This window comes from Affinundibacterium baiyunense (assembly GCF_018139645.1).
Taxonomy (GTDB): Bacteria; Pseudomonadota; Gammaproteobacteria; order Burkholderiales; family Burkholderiaceae_D; genus Undibacterium; species Undibacterium baiyunense.
Genome location: NZ_JAGSPM010000004.1, coordinates 363,089 through 385,064 on the forward strand (window position 1 = coordinate 363,089; position 21,976 = coordinate 385,064).

General features: G+C 45.0%; 14 protein-coding genes and 2 tRNA genes. All 16 read right to left on the bottom strand.

Annotated elements, in window-relative coordinates; genetic code table 11:
* The 16 genes from KDM92_RS09145 to pal all read right to left on the bottom strand — a co-directional run bounded on the left by KDM92_RS09145 (position 1) and on the right by pal (position 21,964).
* The gene (locus tag KDM92_RS09145) at positions 1-1,329 is read right to left on the bottom strand and encodes an MFS transporter (protein WP_230408256.1); all 1,329 of its coding nucleotides are present in this window, start codon (positions 1,327-1,329) and stop codon (positions 1-3) included.
* Positions 1,330-1,425: 96 nt separating this feature from the next.
* Entirely contained in the window at positions 1,426-2,625 is a 1,200-nt protein-coding gene (locus tag KDM92_RS09150) for a cation:proton antiporter (RefSeq protein ID WP_212684093.1), read from the bottom strand.
* A gap of 55 nt (positions 2,626-2,680) precedes the next feature.
* Complete coding sequence (locus KDM92_RS09155; protein WP_212684045.1) at positions 2,681-4,189, bottom strand: tryptophan halogenase family protein; 1,509 nt, start codon at positions 4,187-4,189, stop codon at positions 2,681-2,683.
* 274 nt (positions 4,190-4,463) lie between these two features.
* Entirely contained in the window at positions 4,464-7,298 is a 2,835-nt protein-coding gene (locus tag KDM92_RS09160; RefSeq protein WP_212684046.1) for a TonB-dependent receptor, read from the bottom strand.
* Positions 7,299-7,835: 537 nt separating this feature from the next.
* The gene (locus KDM92_RS09165; RefSeq protein ID WP_230408257.1) at positions 7,836-8,558 is read right to left on the bottom strand and encodes a hypothetical protein; all 723 of its coding nucleotides are present in this window, start codon (positions 8,556-8,558) and stop codon (positions 7,836-7,838) included.
* A gap of 152 nt (positions 8,559-8,710) precedes the next feature.
* Positions 8,711-10,168 (bottom strand): Ppx/GppA phosphatase family protein, encoded by a 1,458-nt coding sequence (locus KDM92_RS09170; RefSeq protein WP_212684047.1) that lies wholly within the window; start codon positions 10,166-10,168, stop codon positions 8,711-8,713.
* A gap of 172 nt (positions 10,169-10,340) precedes the next feature.
* Entirely contained in the window at positions 10,341-11,225 is an 885-nt protein-coding gene (locus tag KDM92_RS09175; RefSeq protein ID WP_212684048.1) for a class I SAM-dependent methyltransferase, read from the bottom strand.
* A 125-nt stretch (positions 11,226-11,350) separates the two neighbouring features.
* Positions 11,351-12,670, bottom strand: coding sequence for an MFS transporter (locus KDM92_RS09180; protein WP_212684049.1), 1,320 nt, complete (start codon positions 12,668-12,670; stop codon positions 11,351-11,353).
* A gap of 82 nt (positions 12,671-12,752) precedes the next feature.
* A complete protein-coding gene (locus KDM92_RS09185; protein ID WP_212684050.1) occupies positions 12,753-13,757 on the bottom strand; it encodes a PfkB family carbohydrate kinase in 1,005 nt (334 codons plus the stop codon).
* Between the two features lie 57 nt (positions 13,758-13,814).
* On the bottom strand, positions 13,815-15,755 hold the full coding sequence (locus tag KDM92_RS09190; RefSeq protein ID WP_212684051.1) for an alpha-amylase family glycosyl hydrolase: 1,941 nt from the start codon (positions 15,753-15,755) through the stop codon (positions 13,815-13,817).
* A 134-nt stretch (positions 15,756-15,889) separates the two neighbouring features.
* Positions 15,890-18,199, bottom strand: a complete 2,310-nt coding sequence (locus KDM92_RS09195) for a TonB-dependent receptor domain-containing protein (RefSeq protein ID WP_212684052.1) — start codon at positions 18,197-18,199, stop codon at positions 15,890-15,892.
* 738 nt (positions 18,200-18,937) lie between these two features.
* Complete coding sequence (locus KDM92_RS09200; protein WP_230408258.1) at positions 18,938-20,005, bottom strand: LacI family DNA-binding transcriptional regulator; 1,068 nt, start codon at positions 20,003-20,005, stop codon at positions 18,938-18,940.
* A 189-nt stretch (positions 20,006-20,194) separates the two neighbouring features.
* Positions 20,195-20,270 (bottom strand) — tRNA-Lys (locus KDM92_RS09205).
* Positions 20,271-20,368: 98 nt separating this feature from the next.
* A tRNA-Lys gene (locus KDM92_RS09210) sits at positions 20,369-20,444 on the bottom strand.
* Positions 20,445-20,497: 53 nt separating this feature from the next.
* The gene (gene ybgF / locus KDM92_RS09215) at positions 20,498-21,259 is read right to left on the bottom strand and encodes a tol-pal system protein YbgF (protein WP_212684053.1); all 762 of its coding nucleotides are present in this window, start codon (positions 21,257-21,259) and stop codon (positions 20,498-20,500) included.
* A gap of 180 nt (positions 21,260-21,439) precedes the next feature.
* Positions 21,440-21,964, bottom strand: coding sequence for a peptidoglycan-associated lipoprotein Pal (gene pal, locus KDM92_RS09220; protein ID WP_189344998.1), 525 nt, complete (start codon positions 21,962-21,964; stop codon positions 21,440-21,442).
* Positions 21,965-21,976 lie beyond the last annotated feature (12 nt).

The window sequence follows — 21,976 nt, forward strand, 5'->3', positions numbered from 1 at the left end:
CTATTTTGCAATTGCCTTCTCGGCCTCGTCCTGTACAAACAAAGTCAATACGCCGGCCAGCACCATACATGCACCACCCAACATCAAAATCTTGACGGATTGATTGGCAAAAAAGTGCTTCAAGATCGCCCCTAAGACAACGCCAGCAACAATCTGCGGAATCACTACAAAGAAGTTAAACAAACCCATGTAATAACCCATTTTATTTGCGGGCAAAGCGCCCGCCAAAATGGCATAAGGCATGGTCAATACACTCGCCCAAGCAATACCCACGCCAACCATCGGCAGCAATAACATCTCTTTGGAGGTGATCGCAAAAATACTAATCAAACTAAATCCACCAATCGCTAAACACAACAAATGTACGAATTTGCGGCTGGTGACTTTGGCCAACATCGGCAACAAAAACGCGGCAATTGCAGAGACGCCGCCATACATGGCAAACATGATGCCAACCCAATTACCCGCCTCTTGATAAGCACTCGATTGTGCGTCACTCGATTGAAAAACACCAGAAGCGATCGAAGGTGTGGTGTAGACCCACATCGCAAACAGGGCAACCCAAGTAAAGAACTGCACGATAGCCAGTTGCACCATGGTCTTTGGCATCTTGAAGAAGCCACCTAAGATTTCTTTCACCGCATTGCCCAAGCCCTGATTCGCCGCACGCTCAGCCAAGAATGCATTCATATCGGCGGGTGCATCTTCTTTACTCAACAAAACTGTCCACATGACCGCCAAGAAATACACGCTGCCGCCTACGTAGAAAGAATAGCGTACGGTATCGGGAATCGCGCCATTAACAGGAACATTGCTGACGCCAAGATAGTCAGTAAAAATCGTTGGCAATAAGGAGGCGATCACGCCACCACAACCGATAAAAAAAGTTTGCATCGCAAAGCCACCGGTTTGCTGACTCGCATCTAGTTTGTCGCCAACAAATGCACGGAACGGTTCCATCGATACATTGATTGACGCATCCATCAACCACAGCACAAATACGGCCATCCACAAGACACTGGAATTTGGCATCAGAAACATCGCGATCGATGCCAATACCGAACCAATAAAAAAGAAAGGACGACGACGTCCCCATTTTGGATGCCAAGTGTTATCGCTTAAATAGCCAATGATAGGTTGCACCAACAAACCAGTAATCGGTGCCGCTAGCCAAAGAATAGACAAGCTATCGATATCAGCACCCAAGGTAGCAAAGATACGGCTGGTGTTGGTATTTTGTAGCGCAAAGCCAAATTGAATACCGAAAAAGCCAAAGCTCATGTGCCAAATCTGCCAAAACGACAGTTTAGGTTTTGCTAGTTGATGCATAAGTGTCCCCTCAAAAATTCGGTAGTTTGTTTATTCTTTATGTGTATTGCTTAGGTGTATTGCTTATGTGCATTGCCTAATACCTTGCAAAGCGTGTTAAGAACTGCGTCCTATCAACTCGCGCAAACGCATTAGTTTTGGCTGCACCACTGGCACCGTTAACATGGTGCTTGCAATTGCCATCAGTAACAAAGCGGTAAACGTGGCGTTCGTGATGATGGCTTTATCTAACAAAATATTGGCAAAAATAATCATGATCAGGGCTTTGGTTTGCAGTAACCAGCCAATGATGCTGGCCTCGCCTTTTTTCCATTTCAGTACACGTCCTGCGATTTGAATGCCGATCAGTTTTCCAGAAACGGAGGCTACCAACAGCGCGAACGCGGCAATGAACACACTTGCCCCACCCATCGTCCAATTGGTTTTTAAACCGGTACTCAAGAAAAAGACGGGCATCATTACCAGCAAGACATGGTGACGCAACGCATCCATTTTTTCTTGATTAAACCAAACCGCATCCATTACAGCACCGGCCAAAAATGCACCTACCATAAAATGTAAGCCAGCCCAATCCGCCGCAAATGCACAGATAGCCAACCAAATTAATGCGGCATACCAACGATCTGTTTCTTGTAAGCGCAGCATCAATTTTCTAAACAACCATGCTGCGAAGCCAAATGCCATTAGAAAAATAGCTTGACGACCAACTCGAGTCCAATCGAGCAAGATCAAAGCCAATACACCCCAAATCGCAATATCGTCGACACTGGCGTAGCGTAAAATCCTTTGTCCTAATGGTTCACGCAAGATCTGCATTTTTTCCATCAACAAAATCAAAATCGGTAAAGCGGTAACTGCACAAGACATGCCGATACCAAGCACGAATTGCCACGACAAAGCTTTCTCACCAATCCAACCCGCCATCGGCAACATACCCAGCGCTACACCACTACCGACCAGCAATGGCATACCAAGTGCCAATCCCGCAGTAATTCCACTTTCGCGTTTGTGTTCCCAAGCTTCCTTCAAATCCAATTCAACACCAGCAATCATTACAAAAATCATGACAGCCCAAAGTGCGATTCCGTTTAAATGCTGCACCACCACTGGATTAAAGACGAATTGATACACCTCAGGTAAAGCATTGCCCAGCACGCCAGGCCCAAGCAAAATACCCGTGATGATCTGTACTACAACCAAGGGGGCGAAGTAATCTGTTTTCCCGAGCCGCCAAATCAGATAAGGCAAACTAAAAATCACGAGCATCGCAATCAGGAAAATTTCGGTGTTACTCATCATAGTCATTCCAATGCAAATTGAGATTGCAACAAACAGAAAAGCTTAAAAAAACTTAACGCATCGCAGCACAATGCTGAGCAATATAGGCAGCATGATCCGGCATCACCTTCACGCACTTGGCGATCACTTCACGCACACTTTCGAGATACTCTAAGGTATCTGCTTCAGTTTGTAGATTGACTAAAGAATGAAAACTCTCGACTGGCATGTTTTGTCCTTCAAGCACTTGCAGCCAGCCGACTTCAGCAAACAATTCATCATCCACACGCAGTAGACGGCCGCTGGCTCGATACATTTCCATCTTATGCATCAAGCTTTCTGGCACCGCCATCTCGGCACAATTTTTCCAAAATGGCGCATCTTCACGTTGATTTAATTTGTAATGCAAGATCACGAAATCACGAATGCGTTCGTATTCAAATTTGCTTTGACGATTGTATTCACTGATATCGACTTGATTAAACACTTTGCCTGGAAAGAAACTAATCAAACGCGCGATGGCGGTTTGTATCAAGTGAATACTGGTGGATTCTAATGGCTCCAAGAAACCACTCGCTAAGCCAATCGCAACCACATTCTTATTCCAACATTGCTTACGCATTCCCGTGGTGAATTTCAACAAGCGTGGTTCTGCCAAAGGTTTGCCATCCAAGTTTGCCAATAAGCTTGCGGCAGCTTCGTCTTCGCTAGTAAATTGGCTGCAAAACACGTGACCATTGCCAATGCGATGTTGCAAAGGAATGCGCCATTGCCAACCTGCTTTATGCGCTGTTGAGCGTGTGTAAGGCGTTAGCACTGGTGCCGATTCGCAAGGTACTGCTAGGGCACGATCGCATGGCAAGAAATGCGTCCAGTCTTCGTAACCGGTCTTCAATGTTTGCTCGATCAAAAGACCACGGAAACCTGAACAATCAATAAATAATTCGCCAGCAATCACCTCGCCATTTTCCAACACGATGGATTCGATAAAGCCATCTGTATCGCGTTGCTTTACTTGCGTGATTTTTCCTTCGGTGCGCACGACACCTAGCTTCTCCGCATACTTACGCAGATATTTCGCGTACAAACTCGCATCAAAATGATAGGCATGAGCGATTTGATTCAATGGCGAATTTTCTACCTCATGATTCGCTGGCATGAACTTATTCGCTTTTGCCGCCATGCGCGTAATCGAATATTCTTCTAACGGTGCGACCTTGCCTTGTTGGCGAAATTTTTGCCAATATTGGTCAAAACGCACCGTGTAGGTATCTTGACCGATAGTGCCGAAACCATGCATGTAGCGATCACCAAGTTTGCCCCAATTGACAAATTCAATACCTAATTTAAAGGTGCCTTGGGTTTCTCGCAGAAACTCATTTTCATCAATGCCCAAGACATGATTGAAGCGCTGTATCATCGGAATCGTGGCTTCGCCCACACCGACAATGCCGATCTCGTCAGATTCGACCACGCGAATCTTGACTTGCCCTTGCAGAGTTCGGGCTAAGGCGGCAGCTGTCATCCAGCCTGAAGTACCACCACCTACAATCACCACATCTTGAATTAATGGATTATTCATCTTAAGCTCTCGCGCTAAAAAAGAATTGATGGAAATTTGCTTCGATCAGGCTTCGATCAAGCTTCGATAAAATTGGAAAATTTTCTAGAAATCTTAGTGTACTGCACCGCATTCCGAGAAACCCATTTACCAAACTTATTTTCATCAAGTCTTTTCTGTTTTTTCTTTTTCGATCGTTAATTTCGAAACACAAAGAAACCAACAACATCGACAAAATCAAAAGCTAAAAAAAAGACCCCTGCCATGCCGCGCAGGGGTCTTTACTTAGTTCAAGTTAGAACTTGTAGTTTGCGCCGAACAGATAAGTTCTACCGTAAGTCACTTTATTCGTGATCACGTTAGGATCGGTGTTGTACTCTTGGAACGGTGTATTGTTCCAGTTGTTTGCTTGCACCAACAAAGACAATCCTTTCAACCAGCCAGATTGGAATTCGTAAGATGCTTGCAAATCAACCAGCGTTTCACCTTTCACCATCGTCAACTGCATATTGTCTTGGTAATCGCTTACTTGACCTAAGAAGTCAGAACGCTTACGTGCAGCCCAAGCCACTTGGAAGCCATTCTTTTCGTAGTACAGACGCAAGTTCGAAACTTTCTTCGACAAACCTGGCAATGGAATATTCAAAGATGTCACTGCCACATTACCGAAACCAAATCCTGGCAGAGTAATTTTGCTGGAGGTATCAGAGTGATTCAACATCGCACCGAAACCATCGAGGTATGAACTAAACATATTGAACGGTACGTTCACAGCCATTTCAAAACCATGGATGCTACCGCCTTCGCCGTTACGTGGCGCAGTCAACAAACCAACTGTTGAACCTTTATATGCACCAGTTAATGGCAATGGTGTTTTCGCACTAACAAATGGCGCGAAATCAAATGTTGTTGGTGAACGATAGATGTAGGTATCTAAAGATTTGTAGAAACCTGCGAAGCTGAAATAACCTTTGTTACCAAAGTATTTTTCATACGACAAATCTAAAGCTTTAGCCAGGAATGGTTTCAAGTTTGGATTACCACCGCTACCAGTCAAGATTGGATTATTGCCTTGCGTTGTGACTCCAAATGCTTGGCTTGCGCGCATATCGTCCATATTTGCGCGTGACATGATCTTGCCAGCACCAACACGGAAGTATTGATCGCTACCCAAATTAAACGACACGTTCAAGCTTGGCAGAATATTGGAGTAAGAAGTTCCACCACCAACCACGCTAGATGGGCAAGTTGCCGCTGTGATACCTGTACAGTTAGCTAAATCAACTTGGTTACCAGTAGAGGATTGATTGGTATGAACAAATTGCACACCGACATTACCACGATAGTTCAAGCCCATCAATTCACCGTCTAAGTCACCCATCGCATAAGCGGTAGTCACTTTTTCATGAACTGACCAATCTTTTGCCAACACTGATGCATCAACCCAGCGAGCTAGATCATAAATTGAACCCAAAGAACCTTCTGGATCAAATGAAACAATAGGCAAACCAGTTGTTCCAGCAACACCCACTGCAGAACCAGGTACAGTTGCGGTTGCATAGCCGTTAGTGCCTTTTACAACCAAACGACCTTCTTGACCTGCACGAATTTTTTCACGATCTGTACCATTCACGCCAAAACGTGCAGTCACAATCGGACCAAACTCTACATCACGGCTAGCCGTCAAACGGAAGCTCGTTACTTTGTCATTCACCGTTGGCAGCGCAACATAACCAGCTTGTGGAGAATCAACGCCACCGCCCCAACCATTCACGTCAGTCAGTTTAGCAACATTGCGATCACCAAAGTTTAAGCTGGTTGTGTACTTCACATCATTGAAGTTACCACCATTGAAGCCTGTGTAGCTGATCGAGGAAAGACCAGTTGCGTTACCTGGTTGACCTGCCGTTGTTTCGTAGCGTGATGCGTCTTTTTTCGCTTTGGAATAAGCTAAATCGGCGTTCAAAGTCCATTCATCCACTTTCAAATCACTATTCCAACCGATGGATGTGAACTTATCTTTTGCAGATTCTTTATGGTTACGAACAACGCCTTTGTAGTTACTGAAAGTACCTGCTGTAACTACACCATTGACGATAGTTGCATTAGACAACACGCCATCTGGATCATAACCACCAGCAGAACCCGCAATCGCACCTTCTAAACCTGTCTTTTTCAAGCTAGAACTACCGGCTGAGTAGAATAAGTCGATTGTCGATTTAAAGTTTTTGTTTGGTTTAAATTGCAGAGTTGCGGATGCACCATCGCGATCACTCTTACTCGTTTCTGTATCCGCACCGAAACCACCGATGGTCTTAACTTTAGCACCGTTGTAATCGACCTCTGGAGACCAACCACCCCAAGTATTAAAACGTTGTTGCGCGCCGCCATCTTCTTTGAACTTGGTGAAGCCTAATGACAAACCAATCGTGCGATCTGCGAATTGATCAACATAAGAGAAAGAAATACGATCGCCGCTACCTTCTGATGCAGTTTGCACGCCAGTACGTTGCTTACGATATGCGGCAGATACAACTTGCTTGCCAAAATCGAGTGGCTTCAAGGTGTTCAAATCAATCGTCGCTGCCAAACCTTGACCGATCAAGGACGCATCAGGTGTTTTGTAGATCATGACTGAACCCATCAATTCTGCTGGGAACAAATCAAACTCTGGTGCACGTGCATTACCTGTTGACGCTTGTTCGCGACCATTGAGCAATGAACCATTAAATGATGGCGACAAACCACGCACACTAATATCGGCTGCTTTACCAGAAGAACGACTACGTTGTGCCGTCACACCTGGCAAACGAGAGATGGATTCTGCAACGCTAGAGTCTGGCAATTTACCAATATCTTCAGCAGAAATCGCTTCTACGATGGAGGTGGAGTTTTTCTTCAAAGAAATCGCTGCTTCAATACCACGGCGAATACCAGTCACAACCACGGTCTCGGTGGTTTGCTGTGAGTCTGCCTTTGCCGCTTCTTTCGCTGGCTCAGCTTGCTGCGCAAACGCAGCACCTGAACTTAGCGCCAACATCACTGCGCAACCAGCAGCAATCGGGGTTAACTTGACCATCGCACGGTTCAGACTCGAACTCTGCTGGCGCTTGCTTAAATTCAGTTCCATTTAAATCTCCAAATGTTTTTTATCACTGCAATCTAGGGGGGGAGGAAATCAACAACTACTTCTTATTTTCAGCATCGAATTCGAATCCATGAACTTTTGGTCTAAATTCAAATCTTGGCTCAAGTTTGTACCAAAACTAAATTTAGTGTCAATCAGAAAGATGGCAGAATTTAGGAAGTATTTTTGCCTCACTATGAAGAAATCATCTATTACGTGGCTTGAAAACCACAATCACACCAGCATAATTTATGTAGTCAAACTACATTTTGCAAATTTCATTGCAAAGATTTTACCAAAAAATTCAAAGCGCTTTGTATTTTTCACTCCAATTTATTCAAAGCGCTTTAATTTTTCCATCTTTTGGACTGCGGCCAAAAAAATTCAAATAAAAGAAATTCAAAACGAAACCGAATGCGAACTTAAGACGCAATCAATGACCACACACCCAGTCTAGGATGAAATCTTTGTTGCGCCCATAAAAAAACCGCGATATGCAATCGCGGTTTTCGACTCAAACTAGAAAGCTCAGAATGATACTTAGCCCAATTTTGGACGCCCTGCCTTAAGTGTTTGCAAATTTTCCACCAAATTTTTCAGTGTACTGATCGGTGTTTTCTTCAATAACACTAAACCTACGCGCAATAGCTGACTTTTCTTCACTTCAATCCCTGCGGCGATACAAGCTTTTTTCACCTCTCCTAGCACCGCATACTCAGCCTCTGGCATCGTAAAGCTATCACGTACTAATTTAGGCTTCTTGACTTTCTCTTTAGGGGTGGATTCAGACTTTGCGCTTGGCACCGATTTCTTCGCCACAGACTTGCCATTCTCTAGTTGAACAGCATCTACTGACTTTGCCGCGCCTTTTACAGCTACCTTCTTAGTGACCTTTGCCGCTGATTTAGACTGTGTCTTCGATGGCGACGTTGGTTTATCAGATGGAGAGTTGATCGCAGGCGCTGCCTTCGCTACTGTCTTCGTTACTGTCTTAGCTGCAGACTTAGCTGCAGGTTTAACTGAAGCTTTAGTCTCTGACTTATTCACAGGCTTATTTAAAGGCTTAGAAATTGCCTTTGAAACTGGCTTCACAGCTACCTTTGCCACTGCAACTGGAGTCTTTAACTCATCCGCGCTACGCATTGCTGCCGCCTTTGCCGCTGTGCTCGCAATCGTTTTTGCTGGCACCACGGGAGGTTTAGCCTTCACCGCAGCCTTCACAACCACTTTTGCCGGCGCTTTTTTCTTCGCTGTCGTTACCATCATTAACTCCTTCTCGGTTACTACTGAATTACACTGAATAACTACTGAAAATATCTATCAATACAAAATCAACGATACACATCCAAATAAAATAAATAATATAAACAATTTACATCAATAGTAAAAAGAACGCAATTTATTCAAAACTACATTCAAACTCGAGCACGCACAACAAAATCGATGCCAATTTCGCGCCAACACTCAATTTCCTTACGTAACCAGAAGGCGACTGTCGGATGCAGGCTAACCCAATCTGGTTTTAATTCCAGCTCGATCTTACTTTTCATCTTGAGACTGAAATCCATGTAATCGAGTTCAACGCGTGAATGCATAAAGCTGACCGCCAACCGTAGCGCCAACACCGCTTTTGCAAAATCGGCGTCAGCGAATGCATCACCCAATTTTCGTAAATTACCTTTCTGACTTAACACCAAACGACTCATCAACTTTTGTTCGCGTGTGGTGAAGCCAGGGATATCTGCATTTTCAACTAGATAGCTTCCATGCTTGTGATATCCGGTGTGTGACACCACCATACCAACTTCATGTAGCAGCGCGCTCCAATACACATAGTTACTTAAGTTATCAGCAGCAGGCTTCAATTGTGCAAATAAGGAACGCGACATATCTGCCACCAACTTCGCACGATTAAGATCGGCGCGAAATAAGTTCAACACATCCAGCACGGCTTGTTCGCGTCGATCTCGTTTGGTTGAACGCAAATACAAATCCCACATCACCCCCATACGCAAACCCGCTTCGATGGGTTGCAAAACTTGGATATTTAATTCTTGGAATAAACCGATCAAAATCGCTAAACCACCAATCACCATCGCGACGCGCTCTGGCTTGATACCTTGCAAATTCAGATCATCAATTTGTCCGCGTTGTATGCAATAGGCGCGTAATGCCTGCAACTTTTCTAGCGTGACTTCCGCATCACCGAAGCCGTTTTTATACAAGGCATCAGAGATCGCTCTAACTGTTCCCGATGAACCATATGCATTGCGCCAAAACTCGGGTTGATAAGCTGGCGTGGCATCTTCTAACAATGATCGTACCGCTAACACCGCAGCATCAAAGCCCTCTTCCGTGATAACACCTTGCGGAAAATAATGAGAACTATGTTTGACCGTTCCCATTCCAAAGGACTCAACCTTCACGATCTCATGTCCACGCCCCAAAATAATCTCGGTCGAGCCTCCACCGATATCAATCACCAAGCGACGCTCGGCTGGTATTGCTAACGAGTTCGACACACCTAGGTAAATTAAGCGCCCTTCTTCTTCACCTGAAATTACTTCAATCGGCAATCCTATTGCTGCTTCAGCTGCTGGCAAAAAATCAGCCGCGTTCTTTGCGATACGGATGGTGTTTGTCGCTACCACCCGAACAGAATCAATCGCGTAACTAGCCAAGATTTCTTTGAATCGCGCCAAGCAGGCAATTGCTCTCTGCATCGCTTCCGGCGTTAAGTTTCCATCTTGATCTAATCCAGCAGCTAAGCGTATAGGATCACGTGCGCTACGAATCACGCGGATTGCAGTGCCTTCATGACTACCTATATGTAAGCGAAAACTATTTGACCCAAGATCTACCGCTGCAAACATGCGCTTTTTCCTTCATACATTGAATACGATGCGGCCATCGACGATCTGACCACGAAAGAACTCATCATATCGCACAGCTTGATACTGACAAGTACCCCAGCAATCGGATAAATGATATTAATGATTAATTGTGACGCGAATGTGACAGTCTTCCGCGCACGAAATTATTCGCCTAACTGATGCTCTCAGGCGTCGGCAAGAAGAAACGCGGACGTAAATTATCGAGTCCAGTTGAATTGAGTATCTCGCTCAAACGCTGAGCTGATTTATTATTGCGGTTACCTTTATACTCGGCGATGATCAATTCGTTTTTCATTGAATGCTCCCAACCGACCAATTCGGTCACGCGCACGTGATAACCGTGAGACTCCAATTGCAGGCAACGCAGCACATTGGTAATTTGGCTACCAAACTCGCGCGTATGCAATGGATGACGCCACATTTCTGATAAAGGGTTATTTTTTACCGCATCCCCTTTGGTCTTGCGCAATTCGGCGGCAACCTCAGCCTGACAGCATGGCACCAATACCATAAATTTTGCTTTCTTTTTTAACGCAAAATCAATCGCATCGTCGGTTGCGGTATTGCACGCATGCAGCGCAGTAACGATATCAATTTGCGCAGGCAAAGCTGTCGATTTAGTCGACTCTGCCACTGACAAATTCAGAAACTGCATTCCCTGAAAACCAAGTCGTTGCGCCAATTCAGTTGATTTGGCGACCAATTCATCGCGTGTCTCGATACCATATATACACGAAGCATTGTCTTTGCTTAAAGCCTTAAAAAATAAGTCGTACAAGATAAATCCCAAATACGATTTTCCTGCACCGTGATCGACCAAGCTGAGCGGTCCTTTTTGCTCTAAGACTTGCTGCATCAAGGGTTCAATAAATTGATATAGATGGTAAACCTGCTTCAACTTGCGACGACTATCCTGATTCATCTTGCCGTCACGCGTCAAAATATGTAATTCTTTCAGCAACTCCAATGATTGCCCCGGACGGATTTCGTGCTTGTCGTTGTTGTCGATATTTTTTTTCGGGGATGTGGATTTCATGCTGGTACCTTATGCGGCGGAGACTGCGCTGATCTTGCGTAAGCCCGTATTTTACTTGATGCCAGTCTACAAAACAAAAAGGCGATGAAATCAACTCATCGCCTAGTTACTTCAGCTAGCAAAAATCAATGATCATCCACGCTCGATTTTTGCAATTTCACGAACCCAACACTGGCCGCTGCAAATAATAAAAGTATGCCAGCCAGACGAATGACATTTTCTGGATTAGCTCCTAGCAAGCCGCGATAAAACAATGGCAGTGTAAAAATCTGAATGATCATGGGAATCACAATAAACATATTAAAGATTCCCATATACACACCAGTGCGCTCTTTGGGAATACTGCCCGCCAACATAATGTAAGGGTTACCCATAATGCTTGCCCACGCCAAACCGATCCCCAACATAGGTAGCCATAGCCATTGTTTGTTCTGAATTTCGGGGATCAATAACATCCCTATGCCAGCCAATACCAAACAAACACTATGCACAATCTTTGGCCCTAAGCGCTTAGCAAATGGCACCAAAGCAAAAGCTGCGATAAAAGCGATGAAGTTATAAAAAGCGCCGAGCTGCCCATTTAATAATCCTGCATCACGAAAGCCTTCAGAGGCAGGGTCATTGGTCGCGAAAATCGTCTTGGCCAGACACAGCATAATATATTGCCAGTAGCAAAACATCGCATACCATTGAAACAACTTCATCCATGCTAATTGCTTCATGGTCGCAGGCATTTCTTTAATCGCCGCAAAAATTTCAGCCAAGGTGTGTTGAAATCCCTGCGCCTGACTACGTATCACCGCGATTTCCTGTTCGCTCATGGGTAACTCTGGCGTAGTCTTCAAAGTCCATAACACGGAGCCCAAAGAAAACACCGCGCCAATCAGAAAGGCGGCGATCACGATGTGCGGAATATTACTGGCATTCACCGCGTTTTTATTCATACCAGCAAACACCAAAATCGATGGCGTCAGGTAAGCAAGTGTTTGCCCCAAACCAGTGAATGCGCTCTGCGTCAGAAAACCAATTGAATGCTGACTCTTATCTAACCGATCGCTAACGTAAGCACGATAAGGCTCCATCGTCACATTATTGGCAGCATCTAAAATCCACAACAAACTCGCTGCCATCCACAGCGTTGGACTAAATGGCATCGCCAACAAACCCAAACTACAAAGAATTGCGCCAATCAGAAAATACGGTGTACGCCTTCCCCAGCGACTAATAGTGCGATCGCTCATCGCCCCAATAATTGGCTGTACCAGCAAACCTGTCACTGGACCAGCCAGCCACAAGTACGGCAAACTCGCTTCATCTGCGCCGAGATAACTATAGATCGGACTCATGCTGCTTTGCTGCAGACCAAAACTAAATTGGATACCAAAAAATCCAAAATTCATATTCACAATCTGCCAGAACGACAGATGTGGCTTTTCTATTTGCATTTGTTTGTCTCCCAATTTATGCATTTAAGTGCATGAATGCGCATAAGTAGCCACACAAAATGTTTTCCACTGCTTATGCTGCTTAATCTGCTGATTGCGCCAAAAACTGGCGATAAAAATCAAGGTGATCGGCAACCGCACCGCGCACCGTACAAATCGCGGCAGCAAACCGATTCGCCATCGCGATCGTTTTTTCGATTGGCCAATTGCTCTGCCAACCATGGATAAACATCGCGGTAAATGCATCGCCTGCACCCACTGTATCAACAACTTGCACAGCAATCGGTGTTTGCTGCAAACTGTGTAAGCACACGCCATTTGCATCGAAATAAAAATAGCCCTTATCCCCTAAAGTGACGATGACGGCTTGCATATAAAATTCTGCCATTAGCGCTTCGCAAGCTTGCAGCAGACTACTTGATTCGCACACGAGTCGCTTATCTTTAGCAGCTGGGCAGCAATGTTGCAGCACAAACTGCAATTCATCTTCGTTCAACTTCACCATATCGCAGTAGTTTAAAGACGAAGTAATCGTCTCAAGCGTTGCTTGACCATCACGTAAATTCAGATCTAAAAACTTACTTGCACCTTCAGTCAAATCAGATTCTAAAATCGAGATCAAGGTCTGCTGTGAAGTCGCACTCCTTTGAATCAAAGAACCGTAGTAAATTAAATCTGGTGGTGTTTCGGAAAAATATTGCTGTAACAGCTTATCGACTAATTCACTACCGATGTAGTCATAGGCTTGATTTGGCAAAATCTCAAAACGATGTGCGCTCGCATTTTCTTTTGCATCCATATGAACAATGACACGTCCAGTCGGATGTTCAGCATCAATCTGCAAACCATCGAGCAGTAAGCCAGTTCGCGCTGCCTCATCACGAATCAAGGCCGCATCTGCATCTTGCCCAATCCGCGTGATCATCAATGGTTTCGCGCCCAACAAAGCCAAGCTACGCGCCACATTAAATGGCGCGCCACCAATCACTTTTTGCTGCGGGAATTCATCAATTAAGGTTTCACCATAAATCAGTAAATTGGGCTTGCTAGTAGTCGTCGATGAGTTCATTGCTGTGGTCACTTTCATGGAATAGGCGAAAAATGTTGCGCATCAGTTGTGTTACGTGCATTCAACAGTCTGCCATTAAGCACCGAGCAAGCGCAACCAACGTTGCGAATATGCTGGCAAATCGATCTTCTGTCCGGTCAATTCACCACTCAATACATCCACATACGCAACTTGACGGTTTGTCGCAAATGGAATTTGCCTAACGATTTTCTCCGCATCTAAAGTGCGCGCTAACTCGCTAAAATTCGACAAATAAATAAGGTGTTCTGCACTGTTCACATCACCACGCACAAAGCCCAGTACCTGTGCTGAATCCGTGCTTAATAATTGACGAGCCGTGTTCGCTGCCAATGCTGGCAATTGCTGACGCTGTCGAATCAATTCACTAAGTTGTGCAAATACTTGGCTGGAGCAACGCGACATATCATGTAAATGCATTTGCGCATCATGATCAAAATAGGGACGTTGCAACCAACGACCATCCATACTCTTGGCAGGATCATCTAGAAAAGAACGGTCATTTGTTTGAGCAAATTCATCGCCCATATAAATCAAGGGAATACCACCAAAACTTAAGCTCAAGCCATACATCAAAAGAATACGACGGATCGACAACTCGGTAACCTCGGCAACAATTGGATCTGGCGCCGCTGATGAATGTACCAAACCGCAAAGCGAGGCAGCCATACCCACCGTGCCATGTACAGCTTCAGGATCACTCGATTGGAACTGCAAACCATCGGCATAACTAGCACTCTGATCGGAGAAAAAAAGTGCCGCATGCTTCAAGCGTTGTTTCGCCAACTGCACATCGCCATCGGCACCCGCCGCCTCGGCGCGTAGTACATTCCAACCTATATCATCATGGCAACGCACGTAATTCAGCCAGCTCGTCTGAGCAGGCAAATCTGGTGTCGCGGTGATCACCGCTTCAATTAAATCTACTTTTTGCTCAGCCAATGCAACCCAAGACGAAGCCATCAAACTGCTGTGATAAGCGATATGACACTCTTTCACTCCCTGTGCTTCGCTACCTAAATACGCTGGTAAATCAGCAGTAGCAACAATCGCTTCGGCTTTTAAAAGCACACCAGGCGCGGCAATCTCAATAATATCGCGCAGCGCTTGCAGCAACAGATGCGCCTCTGTCTGATTCATGCAGTTCGTGCCAAGTCGCTTCCACAGAAAAGCCGTCGAATCTAAACGAAACGCCTCTATCCCCAAATTCGCCATACGCAACATCACGATCGCGATTTGCGCGAACACCTCAGGATTACTGTAGTTTAAATCCCATTGATAAGGGTAAAACGTCGTCCAAACCCATTTTTGCAACTCGGGATTAAACGTGAAATTACCTGGCGCAGCTTGCGGGAAAATTTGCCCTAAGGTTTGCTCATATTGATCTGGCAATTCGCGATCAGCAAAGGTATGAAAATAGGCTTGATAATGGGTATCACCGTGCTTTGCGGCGAGCGCCCAAGGATGATCATCTGCGATGTGATTTAAAACGAAATCCGCACACAGAGAAATCTTGTTCTGACGTAGTGCCGATGTGAGTTCAAGCAAATCATCGATGGTTCCCAAGCCCTCTTGAATCCGATCAAAACTAGCGACCGCAAAACCACCATCGTTCTCGCCACATCGCGCCTGAAAAAACGGCAATAAATGCAGATAGCGTACACCCAAATTAACCAAATGCGGAATCTGTTGCTTTACACCTTGCAGATTGCCTGCAAAGCGATCGACGTAAGTGCAATAACCGAGCATATCTTGCTGCAAAAACCAATTTGGATTTTGCAATCTTTGATTATCTAATTCGACTAAATCTAAACTACGTTGTTGCGCCAACTCAGTGACTTGCGCAATTAATTTCTGCATCCATGTATCGAAGTTTTCATGCTGCCCATAGACCTGTTCCAGCTTGGTTCGCAAACCCGGTGAATATCGCTGAATTCGTAGCTGAAGCGGAGTCGCCCGAGATAAGGCTTCTGGGGTCGAAGAAGATGAAAAGCTCATGGCAATAAACTAAAAGAGAATACGAACAGACATTTCAGTGTTGCGGCAAGCAAAGCAAAGTAGCTACTTTGCTTGCCTTTCAACACAACAGATCAATCAAATCGATAAAACGATTTGTGGCTAGCGACTGGCGATTAAAAACTATAGGTCAGCGTAGCGCGAATGGATCTGCCATTGACGGAACGTGCTGCATGACCGTCACTTTCAACTTCGGTATATCCGATCGCATTGAACAGATTGTTCGCATTCAGCGATGCCTTTAAACGCTCATTGATTTGATAGTTCACAAACGCATTTACCACCTTAAATCCTGGCATAGTAATCGTGTTGTTATCGTCACCCCATGACTTGGATGTGCCGATCACACTCGCACCGAGTACCAGATCACCAGCACTCCAAGTTGGCGTCAACTGATACACCGTACGTGCTTGACGACGCGGTGTCTTACCGATGATCGATTTATCATTGGCGTTCACAATTTCCGCATTGGTAAAAGTGGCGCCAACACTCAAACTAAATGCACCAATGCGATAACTAGCCTCAATTTCTGTACCTTTGGCATCGTAACTATTGGCAGTAAACTTCTGTGTCGTTGCTTCAAAGTTCGACTCATCGGTTTTGGCTTGGAAGAAAGTCACAAAGCTATTGAATCCACCGGATTTCCATTTAAAACCAGCTTCATTTTGCTTCACAATATTCGTGCTAATCGGCACCGAGCCATCGAGCGGATTGCCAAACATAATGCGATCTGCATTAAATGCGATGCCTTCACTAGTACGCGCAAAGAATGCGAGATTTTTATCGAAGCTGTAATTTACACCTGCAGAGTACGAAGTATGATTGACCGAGTAATCTATCGTTTTGGAATTCTTCTGTTGATAGCTTTGATTGACCGCTTGATTGTATATGCCCGAAGCATCTTGGCTATCGCGGCGGATGCTGGCATCGACATTCCAATCACCACTCTCATATCCTAAGCTTGCATAAGGTGAGGTCGTTTTGTATTGCGCGTCAATCGCTCGATTGCAGCAGCCGCCCCACACGTCGGTTCCTTGCGCTAGCAAGCCAGCAGAACCAGCAACCGTCGCAGCAGAATTTAACAAAGCAGGTTTATCGCCGCTCGCTTGCATTAAATAATGATTAAAGTTCCATGTGAGTGAAACGTTTTGCAAAGAGGTGAACAAGCCACCAGTGAACGCCAGCTTGCCATCACCCATTTGGAAACTATTCGACACACGTAAATCATTGACCGTACTTCCCAAATCATCAATCGAAGTATTGAAGACCGCAGCAGTCACCGCCGCGCCGGTATAAGCTTTACCTGCATTAGGTCCAGTTGCGTAGCTCATATTCTTTTGCGGGTTGCCATTATCTGCAGGGAAGATCGAAATAAATCGGCCGCTATTGCTGGATTTTCGGAATTTCTCATCCAGCTTCCATCCTTGGCCTAAGTTGAACGATGCCTCGGCACCAAACGCATTGTTCTTAACCTGTAAACCGTCATTGATATTGGTAGCAATACGCTGGTTATTTTTATCGAGAACAATATCCTTAACCCAATATGGCGAATAGAAACTCGCGGTACGCGGATCGATACCAGGTAATTCTGTAATCACACCATTGATGGTTTTGACCGGCACCGGCATATTCATCGGCGTTTTATCATCAAGATGTTTAAAGCTCAAACGCACATAACCTTGATCTAGTTCATGCGTGATGTTGGCACGCAATTGCCCACCATCTTCAGCAGTAACACCTGCAGGACGGGAGCTATCACCGATACGATAATGTCCACCGATGAAGAAACGCGTTTTTTCAGAGATCGCAGCACCATAGTCGAAGTCATAGCGCGTTTGATTAAAATCTAAACCTTTAGTGAGACCGATGCTCCCACCTTTTTCTTTACCGTTACGGGTAATGAAATTGATGATGCCACCAGGCGCATTGGTTGCCAGAGTCGATGCAGAGCCACCGCGAACAACTTCCAAATGGCTCAAACCTCCATCCGCACGCAAATACATATCTGGCGTGACAAAAGCGATATCACCGAACTGCAATACCGGTAAACCGTCTTCTTGAAATTGCACATAGCGCGCACCACCAGCCGATACAGGCACACCACGTACGGTCAAGTTAGCGTTTCCCTCCCCCCCGGAAGATTCAGCGCGTACACCTGGAATAGAACGTAAAATTTCTGCTGCATTGGTTGGTGATGCTTGCATGATTTGATCAGACTCTAATGTACTAACCGACACACTCGCTTTCATTTTGGACTTGCCTATAGGTGTTCCGGTGACCACCACGGTCTCCAGATTCAAGCCGTCTTTTTCTTTCACTGGTGCTGCCGTTTGCGCCTGCGCACTTGCCATCGCACTCAAAGCCAATGCAACCGCAAGAGTCATCTGATTTAATTTACTCGTCACTTCTGTTGTTAATGCACGCATCTTCGTCTCCTTGATGTTCGATTAAACGCTTTATGCCTATTTGCATCAATGCAGATTGATGCAATTCATCAAAGCGAAATTCCTCAGTAAGAACTCGTTTGCAAGCACTTTTGGCACTTGACCATCCAGCCATCTAAGCTCAATTAGGCTCAAGTAAGCTAAGGTATGGCATCGTCATTTCCGCACAAGAAGTCGCTTCTCGGGATAAGTGGAAGACGATTACAGTTTCTCTTTACCGATGATGGAATTATGGGTTGAAAAAATAGTTTATGCAATCGATTGCATAAACTATTTTTTGTGCGATACAACAATAAATCGTTTTCAAAAACTATTTAATTGGATGCAGAAAAATTCAGAAATGAAACTATTATTCACTATAAAATCATATAGATAGAGATGTTCAATCTTAGTTTGACACTACGTTGACGTACACTAAGATGCTGCAATGCAGCAGAATAATGGGCGCTACAGAGAGCGCACCAAGGTGAATGTGGCAAAAATGATGCAAACGATTGCAAACATGACTATTTTAACTCATTCTTATTGATGTTTTAAATTGATGTTTAAATTGCTTGACGATCGAATACTGAGCTTTTTTTGCAAGAAATCATAGGTAAAGCGGTCGTTAAAAACAGGCATAAGACCACCTCAAGAGGATCGCATCACTAAGCCTGATTAAGTGCACGCAGAAAAACTAGGCACTTACTAGGAAGCAAAAATAGGAGAGTCAAAATAAATTTACATCACGCTAGAATGGCGTACGACAAGTTCAGTCGGCAACAGAACCGGTGGCAGCACTTGCCCTTCCGCTAAAGCCAACACAGCAGAGACTAAAGCCTCGCCAGCAGCAACTAAAGGCTGACGCACGGTACTAAGGGGAGGATGAAAATAGCGCGCCAACTCGATATCGTCATAGCCGACGACAGCAATATCCTGTGGTGTCACCAAGCCACGTTCGCGAAATGAACTAATTGCGGTCATCGCCAAAAGATCACTACAAGCAAACAGTCCATCAAAACGCGTTTGACGCGCCAACAGTTCCGCAACCGCAGCGCGGCCGCCTTCTTCAGTAAATACAGCAGGCAAAACCAAAGTAGGATCAAACGGAATTTGATACTGCTGCAAGGCTTTCTGATAACCCTGAAAGCGATCGGCCACCTCAGGCAACTGCGTATCACCAAAGAAAGCTATTCGACGACGCTGGTTCAACAACAAATGCTCAGTCGCCAAAAATCCACCAGCAACATTATCGCTACCGACAGTCACATACAGTTGCTGCGGTATTTGCGCGCCCCAAACCACAATAGGTACGCGTCTGGCTGCCATTTGATTCAGTTGATCATGATGTCGCCATTGACCAATCAAAATCACGCCAATCGCTCGCCCAGTATGGAATATCTGCGCTGCCGCATCCAACTCTTCAGCGTCGACGCGGGTCAACAACATATCAAACCCTCTCGCCGTCAGAGCATCAGCGATACTACCCAAAATACTTAGAAAAAAGGGATCAGATAAATGTTGGCGCGAAGTGCTATCAAAAGGCACGACCACCGCCACGGTACGATTCTGCTTTAAACGCAGATTTTGCGCACCGACATTGATCGAGTAATTTAAAGACTTCGCCAACTGCTCGATGCGACTTCTGGTTTCCTCATTGATCAACGGGCTTTTGTTTAATGCGCGAGAAACTGTCGAGGTTGATACGCCCGCCAATCGCGCGATATCTGCCATTTGCAATCGCTTCTGCTCCGAAGCGGAAACTGGATTCGATGGAATTGCTACAGCTGAAACTGGCGACTTGCTCATTGACTTGATGCTCAAAATTAGGATACGCCAAAAGTATCACAGAACACCGCTTCACCGCTATGAAAAACAATCTGCATCGCGCATAACAAACAGCAAGCACGCGCAAGAAATGCATCGATGTACACCAAGGTCCACCACCAAAAAATGGGCAAAAAAAAAGACCCAGCCTAAGCTGAGTCTTTTTTGTTTTGGTAGGCCGTGCGGGATTCGAACCTGCGACCAACGGATTAAAAGTCCGCTGCTCTACCAGCTGAGCTAACGACCCAAAACTTGTTGCCATTTACCGATTTTTTTAACTACTGCACGAAATATCCGGTAAATGAAAAGGACTTAGATTTACACCTAAGTCCTTCACTGTATTCGTGGTAGGCCGTGCGGGATTCGAACCTGCGACCAACGGATTAAAAGTCCGCTGCTCTACCAGCTGAGCTAACGACCCGAAAGAACGAGATTATAGGATGATTCTATCAAGCTGTCAATTGCAGCACGGGATTATTTTGTCGAAGCCAAGCGGCTCTTCGCCGCTTGCGCTGCTTCTGTTCCCGGAAACTTTGCAATTACCGCCTGTAATGTTTTACGACTTTCTTTCTTATCCTTCAACTCCAACTGGCAAGCAGCGATATTCAACATGGCATCAGGTGCTTTAGCGTTATCAGGATATGTTTTTAGAAGCTTGTCTAAAGCCACGATGGTATTTTTGCAATCGCGCTGAGCATAATGAGAATTACCTAACCAATATTGCGCTTGACTAGCAAAAACAGAATCCGCGTAATTTAAAGTGAACGCAGTAAAAGCCGATGCCGCGTTCGCGTATTGTCCAGCTTTATACAAGCTCATCGCGGCATCAAAACTGCGCTGCTCACTCTGTTCTATCGTCACTTGGCGACCATCTACAGTCAAGGTTTTTGGCTCTAAAGCACGTAAGCGTTTATCCAAATCTACATAAAAATCTTGCTGACGTTTTTGCAAGTTCGCTAAATCATTCAGCAAAACCTCAATTTGACCACGCAGAGTCGCAATTTCTGCTTTCAATTGTTCGTTCTGATTATTCAGTTCCAACACACTTGTTTTATCCGCTTTATCATCCAGTCTTGCTTCCATTTTTGCGGTTAATGCAGTGATCTTCGCTCGAAGATCAAGAATTGCTTTACGCGCTTCCTCGTCATCAAACAATCCAGCAGAAGCGACTGCAGGCATTAACAAGCCGGCAAATACAAGCGCCTGCATTTTTTTTGTCAAAACAGATACATTCATTTTGCTACCTCAATCAAAATACGGTCAAAATTTAATCTCGCACAATCACTCACACCACAATGCGTGCAAACCCACACAAATACCATTGAACCATAAAAAACGGACTTTGCAGTATGACACTGCAAAGTCCGTTTTTACTTACTGCAATTAAAAATAATTTAGAAAATTATCTTTAACGAATTATTGGTAAACGATGTCGGAACGACGGTTTTCTGCCCAAGATGCTTCGTCGCTACCAGTAGCTTTTGGCTTTTCTTCGCCCAAAGATACGGCTTCAACTTGCGCTTCTGCTACGCCCAACAATGCCAATGCTTTACGCACTGCTTCTGCACGTTTTTGACCCAATGCGATGTTGTATTCACGGCCACCGCGTTCATCGGTGTTACCTTGAACCAAAATCTTACGACCTTTGTTTGCAACTAAGTATTTTGCATGTGCTTCGATAGTTGCTTTGAATTCTTCTTTCACGACATAGCTGTCGAAGTCGAAATAAATACTACGTTTAGCCAATGCACCTTGTGTCAATGGATCAACTTCTGCAGCAACTTGTGGCTTCACTTCACGTGTATCTGCCTTTACTGGCTCTGGTTTTGCTTCAACGATCTTTGCTGGCTCTTCCAATTTTACTGGAGTGCTGCAAGCACTGATTAAAGCGACACTTGCCAACAAAACGGCAACGGTTTTGGATGCTGATGTAAAACGCATGAAACTCTCCTG